The 6,379-nt window shown below is 40.1% G+C and carries 6 protein-coding genes; all 6 read right to left on the reverse strand.

The annotated features are described in order from the left end of the window. Nucleotides 1-237 precede the first annotated feature (237 nt). Nucleotides 238-849, reverse strand: a complete 612-nt coding sequence (locus AAV96_RS00730; RefSeq protein WP_005200942.1) for a TetR/AcrR family transcriptional regulator — start codon at nt 847-849, stop codon at nt 238-240. A gap of 242 nt (nt 850-1,091) precedes the next feature. Beyond that, on the reverse strand, nt 1,092-1,898 hold the full coding sequence (locus AAV96_RS00735) for an ATP-binding cassette domain-containing protein (RefSeq protein WP_046737928.1): 807 nt from the start codon (nt 1,896-1,898) through the stop codon (nt 1,092-1,094). A 13-nt stretch (nt 1,899-1,911) separates the two neighbouring features. Beyond that, nucleotides 1,912-2,715: an aliphatic sulfonate ABC transporter permease SsuC gene (ssuC, locus tag AAV96_RS00740; RefSeq protein ID WP_005218980.1), complete on the reverse strand. Its 804-nt coding sequence runs from the start codon at nt 2,713-2,715 to the stop codon at nt 1,912-1,914. Further along, nucleotides 2,712-3,887, reverse strand: a complete 1,176-nt coding sequence (ssuD, locus tag AAV96_RS00745) for an FMNH2-dependent alkanesulfonate monooxygenase (RefSeq protein ID WP_005218978.1) — start codon at nt 3,885-3,887, stop codon at nt 2,712-2,714. The genes ssuC and ssuD overlap by 4 nt, the downstream gene beginning before the upstream one ends. Nucleotides 3,888-4,028: 141 nt before the next feature. Beyond that, a complete protein-coding gene (locus AAV96_RS00750; protein WP_046737929.1) occupies nt 4,029-5,021 on the reverse strand; it encodes a sulfonate ABC transporter substrate-binding protein in 993 nt (330 codons plus the stop codon). A gap of 310 nt (nt 5,022-5,331) precedes the next feature. Next, nucleotides 5,332-6,379 (reverse strand): amino-acid N-acetyltransferase (gene argA, locus AAV96_RS00755; RefSeq protein ID WP_046737930.1); only part of this gene is annotated, 1,048 nt, incomplete at its 5' end.

Consider the following 6,379-nt stretch of genomic DNA (forward strand, 5'->3'; position numbering starts at 1 on the left):
AATTAACATAATACGCTTTATACGGAATGTTTGAGATTTTGTATTTCGTATCAATATCTCATTCAAAACCGTTATATAGTTTATAGCACTAGAACGGTTTTTCTATGATGGCTTATGCCCCATAATTTTGTTTAGGTTAACTTAATAATTTTTTCACTTATTTAACAAAAAAAGCGACTCACAAAGTCGCTTTTTAGTGTATTTCAATCGCTAAAATTCAGGCTTTCAGAAGAAAATTTAACGTGGTAATACGCCGTATAACATCATATGCACAGTGTGCTCAACCGTACGTTGAAACATGCTACGGTTACGCAAAGTTTTGCCTGTGACCATTTCCATTTGCGTCGAAAAATCAGCGTAATTCTGGGTAATTGCCCAAATATTGATAATCAACAATTCAGGGTCAATCTCTGCCGACAATTTACCTTGCTCTTGCCAAGTTTGAATCACCTTGGTCTTACGCTTAAACAGTTTTTTTAATGGCCCTTTTAAGATCGGTAAAATATGCGGCGCACCTTGAATAATTTCGAGGGCAAATAAACGAGAAGCCTTTGGCTGATCACGTGAGCTTTCAATTTTCTGAATTAAATAGTGAGTCAGAGCTTCAGTTGGCTCAAGTTCTGATTCTAAGGTTTGTAAAGGCGCGAGCCATTTTTGCAGTACGGTTGTCAGTACTTCAACATAAAGAGACTCTTTATTTTCATAATAATAGAAAATATTAGATTTATGCATATTTGCGAGCTGGGCAATCTCATCCAGACTAGCACCACTGAATCCATAGACGGAAAAAACATCGAGGGCAGCATTCAGCAGTTGATTGCGCTTTTGTGTACTTTTTTTCTGTTCCATCTGCGAGCTTGATTCAAAAAATGTCATTGACATTGTAAGATAAATTGTCCGATTTGTGCACAATAACACAGTTTTTTTGTCGAAAAATACGCAGTTCTAAGATGAATTGAAGCGATCTAATTGATAATACTTGAAATCTAAAAAATGAATTACATATTTTGTAAACAATTCAGTGTTAAATGCTGATCAATAAGCTCATTTTTTGATGCATATCCAGTGGGTTTTATGATCATAGTGCGGTTTTAAGTTGCTAAAACCGCATCTAACACTTGTTGTTCCAACTGCGCAAATGCAATAGTTTTCTTACGTGGTCGTGGTAAATTCACTTGAAATTGATGTGCAATATGTCCTTGATCTAGCAAAATAATTCGATCTGCCAATTGTACCGCTTCACTGACATCGTGTGTGACCAGAATTGCAGTAAAACCTTGTTCTTTCCAAAGGCGTTCAATCAAGCTTTGCATTTCTAAACGCGTTAGAGCATCTAGTGCACCTAAGGGTTCATCCAGTAATAAAATACGTGGTGCGTGAGATAGTGCTCTGGCTAATGCTGCACGTTGACGTTGACCTCCAGAGAGTTGAGTTGGCCACTGTGTGGATTTGTCTTTTAAGCCTACTTTTTCTAATAAATTTTCAGCAAGTGGGTGTTGATCTTTTGGTAAACCTAATTGCACGTTCTGTAAAATATTTTTCCACGGAAGTAAGCGTGGATCTTGAAACATAACGCGAATATCATCGTTTGTGATGCCTTCACGAAAGTTTCTTGCGGATTGAAATTTAATCTCGCCATAGCTGGGTTTTTCAAGTTGGGCGATTAAGCGGAGTAGGGTACTTTTACCACAACCACTGCGACCTACTATGGCGACAAATTCACCTGCTTGAATATTTAAGTCTAAGTCCTCAAGCACTTTGACTTCACCATAAAACTTATACAGTTGTTCAATCAGAATATTTGCACCATTGCTATTGCTTGGAGTATTCGATGCTTCAGATTCACCAAGGGGTTGAATCAAGGGATTTTCATAGAAATTTAAATTTAAATTGCTCATATAGTTGACCTTTTTATTTTTGATAGCCTGCATGCCAACGTAATAAATATCGCTCTAGCGCTCGCGCCAATACATCCGCTAATTTTCCAAGTATGGCGTAAAGTAAAATACCGACCAAAACGATATCGGTTTGTAAGAACTCACGTGCATTCATGGTCATATAACCGATTCCTGCTTGAGCGGAAATCGTTTCTGCCACGATAAGCAGTACCCAAACCAAACCTAAAGCAAAGCGAAGTCCCACTAAGATAGAAGGCATTGCACCAGGTAGAATGATCTCTTTATACAATTGCCAGCGATTGAGTCCGTAGCTTTTACCCATTTCAATCAACTGAGGGTCTACTGAGCGAATACCATGATAGGTATTGATGTAGATTGGAAAAAATACACCTACTGCGACCAAAAAGAGTTTGGCTGTTTCATCAATACCAAACCACAAAATTACCAGCGGAATGAGTGCTAGCGCAGGGATGTTGCGGATCATTTGCAATGTGGTATCAAGTAAGGTCGATGCAATGCGTGATGAACCATTAAGTAGTCCTAAAAGTAGTCCGAGACCACCACCGACCAATAAACCAAGCAGGGCACGACCTGCGCTGACTTTGACATGATGCCAAAGTTCACCACTGATCAGTAAGTGCCAAAAAGCACTCACTACAGCAGTTGGAGCAGGTAATACACGGCTTTGTAATAGACCTGAACTTGAAGCAGCTTGCCAAATCAGCAGCAATAAAACTGGAAACAACCACGGCAGGAGACCTTTGCCTATTTTTTGTGTTCCACGTGAAACATTATTTAGAAATGGTGTTGCACTCATGCCTCCTCCTTAACCAACGCTTTCGGTGTTTTGACCTCAGGCACATAGTTATTGGCAATGATTTCACCAAAAGGACCTGTGAGATGTGGTTGTGCCAGTTTCTCACGAGTTTTGAGTGGCAGAAGTGGAAATACTAATTCAGCAAAGCGGATCGATTCTTCCAAATGTGGATAGCCAGAGAAAATAAAGGTATCAATCCCCAAGTCAGCATATTCTTGAATACGAGCAGCAACAGTTTCTGGATCACCCACTAAAGCCGTACCTGCACCGCCACGAACTAAACCGATACCTGCCCATAAGTTTGGTGAGACTTCTAATTGATCTTTACGCCCGCCGTGCAAAGCTGCCATACGTTGCTGCCCGACCGAGTCCATTTGTGCAAATTTTTTCTGCGCCGCTGCAATAGTCTCATCATCTAAATATTGAATGAGTTCATCGGCGGCAGCCCAAGCTTGTTCATTGGTTTCACGAACAATCACGTGCAATCGGATACCATAATTTAGAGTACGTCCTTTGGCTGCTGCTTGAGCACGTAAATGATTAATTTTTTCTTCCACCGCAGCAGGTGGTTCACCCCAAGTTAAATAAGTATCAACCTGTTCAGCGGCGAGTTCAGTTGCTTCTGTTGACGATCCACCAAACCATAAGGGAGGATAGGGCTTTTGCACAGGTGGATAAAGTAATTTTGCTTCATCAACACTGAGTCGTTCACCATGAAAAGTAAAAGATTCACCTGTATGGGAGCGAGTCAGAATCTCACGCCAAATTTTGACATATTCAGAGGCAGTCTGATAACGAGTGCTGTGATCTTCATATAGACCATCGCCCTTGAGTTCCTGCTCGTCACCACCTGTTACAAGGTTGAGTAAAATACGACCATTGGATAGGCGATCAAAGGTAGCAGCCATGCGCGCCGCCAATGCTGGTGTTGTAATTCCAGGACGTAGCGCCACCAAAAACTTTAATTGTTTGGTTGCATCAATGAGGCTTGCTGCTGTGATCCATGGATCTTCGCAAGAACGACCTGTTGGAATCAATACGCCAGCATAACCAAGGTTGTCGACAGCAACGGCAATTTGTTTCATATAAGCATGATCGACCTGACGTGCGCCCTTGCTGGTGCCTAAGTAACGGCTGTCACCATGAGTGGGGATGAACCAGAAAATATTCATGTCGATATTCCTTATGAAGAATGAGATCATGTGAATGAGACAGATTGCATCGTGTTTTAGATTGCAATCTGCATGGGGGATAAAGCACTTTGATTGATCACAATCAAAACCGATGAGAAATTACCTAAAGTAGACTCTCAATTATTGAACTTGGTTTTTTAATACAGCATCTGCAATGACCAGTTGCTTTGGAATTAATTTCTGAGCAAAAAAGGCATCAGCTACGTACTGCTGTTCTTTTGCAACTTTTTCAGAAATTGGCTGAACACCAAAACCCATGCGAGAAATTGAAGTTTTTAAAACATCGAGTTCAAGTGCGGTTGGTTTTTCGAGTAATTTTGCAGCATCATCAGGATGGGTCTTTACCCAATCCGTGGTTTGATTCAATGTTGTCACCAGTGTTTTTAGAACTTCGGGATGTCCTTCCGCAAACTTACGATCAGCTAAATAGAATTGATGATTGCTGACCAAATGCTCGCCGTTTGCGATCACACGTGCATGGATTTGATGCTCTGCTGCTGCGAAGAATGGATCCCATATCACCCAAGCATCGACTGCGCCTTTTTCAAAAGCTGCGCGAGCATCTGATGGTGGTAAATAAACAGGCTGAATATCATTTAAAGTTAAATTATTGGCTTCTAGTAATTTCAATAAAAGAAAATGAACGTTTGAGCCCTTGTTCAATGCAATACGTTTACCTTTCAGGTCTTGTACAGATTGTATAGGTGAATCTTTTTGAACGATTAGGGCTTCTGCGGTAGGTGCTGGTGGCTGATTTGCAACATAGACCAAGTTAGGATTTGCTGCTTGAGCAAAGATTGGAGGCGCTTCACCGGCCTCCCCAAATACGACACTACCTACATTTAAGCCTTCTAAAAGTTGGGGGCCGGCTGGAAATTCAACCCATTTTACATTGACACCCTGAGCAGCAAGATTCTTTTCTAATTCACCTTTTGCTTTGACAATCGGCAAAATACCATACTTTTGAAAGCCGATATTTAATGTGGTGGTTTCTTGTTTTGGTGTTGCTTGCTGCTCAGGTTTTTTTGCACAACCCGCAACGCCCATTACGCCAGCAATAGTTGCTGCGATGATGGTTGAAGTTGCCCATGAGCGATTGATAAAAATAGCCATGTTGATTGTGCTCCCCAGAAAATTACAAGATCTAAATAAGTTGAGTAATTAAGCTAAAACTTTTTTTAATGCATAAAAAATAAATAATTGGGCTTTGCTTATGATGAAAAGTGCAAAATAGAAAAATAGATAATGTTATTGAGAAGATGAATAAGCATTGAAATTTAATTAATACTTAAGTTTCTGTTTTATATTTATATTTTTAAAAATTCAGTGCGCTTATTTTTCTAATGAGCTGAATAAAAATAGAAAAGAAAGAAGTCAAAAGATATCTTTATCAGAAATAAAGATATCTTCAGGTCAAATATAATTAGAACAAAACTTTTTTGAAGACTAAGGAATTACGCTGATAATTGTACAGCGCTTGTCGAGCATTCGGTAAATCATCAACACTTGCTGGGCTGAAACCCTGCTCTAAAAACCAATGTGCGGTACGGGTTGTGAGAACAAACAGTTGTTGAATACCTTGTTGTTTCGCTTTGGTTTCCAAAAATTGCAAAATTTGGCTACCACGATTCGATTTACGATAACTCGAATCGACAGCGACACAGGCAATTTCAGCAGATTTAATTTCACCTGATTCAGCAGGAATAGGATAGAGCGCTGCACAGGCTAAGATCATGCCATCTCGTTCAATCACCGCGAACTGTTCTATTTCACTTTCAAGACGTTCACGTGAACGATAGACTAAAATACCTTCCTGTTCGAGCGGACGTAATAAGTTGATTAAACCGCCGACATCATGAATATTGGCAATGCGTACTTCTTCATAGTGGGCATCTGTGATTAAAGTGCCAATCCCGTCGCGTGTAAATAGTTCTTCAATCAAAGCACCATCATAAGTATATGAAATGAGGTGAACACGATGCACCCCAGACAATGAAGCCTGTTGAGCTTGTTTGAGGTGTAAGGCGAATTCTGGATATTGTGTTTGGTATTGTTGAATATAAGGTTCAAGTTGATACGAGCTTAATTCACGTAATAATTGTTGTTGCTCATTCATTAATCCTTGTTTTTCACCCAAGAAAATCAATTTATCGGCTTGTAATGCAGTTGCTGTTTTGGTCGCGACTTCTTCCGCCAATAAGTTAAATACTTCTCCAGTGGTTGAATAACCTGTAGGTCCTAGTAACACAATATTGTGATTATCTAAGTGGCGTTGAATCGCATCGGTATCAATTGAACGGACTTCACCTGTAAGCTGAAAATCAACCCCATCCCGAATGCCATAGGGTTTAGCCGTTACAAAGTTACCCGAAACCACATCAATGCGAGCACCATACATGGGTGAATTTGCTAAGCCCATTGATAGAAGAGCTTCAATTTCTAAACGAATCGATCCAACTGCATTCATGACA

The organism is Acinetobacter sp. AG1 (assembly GCF_001005525.1).
In the GTDB taxonomy this organism is placed as follows: domain Bacteria; phylum Pseudomonadota; class Gammaproteobacteria; order Pseudomonadales; family Moraxellaceae; genus Acinetobacter; species Acinetobacter modestus.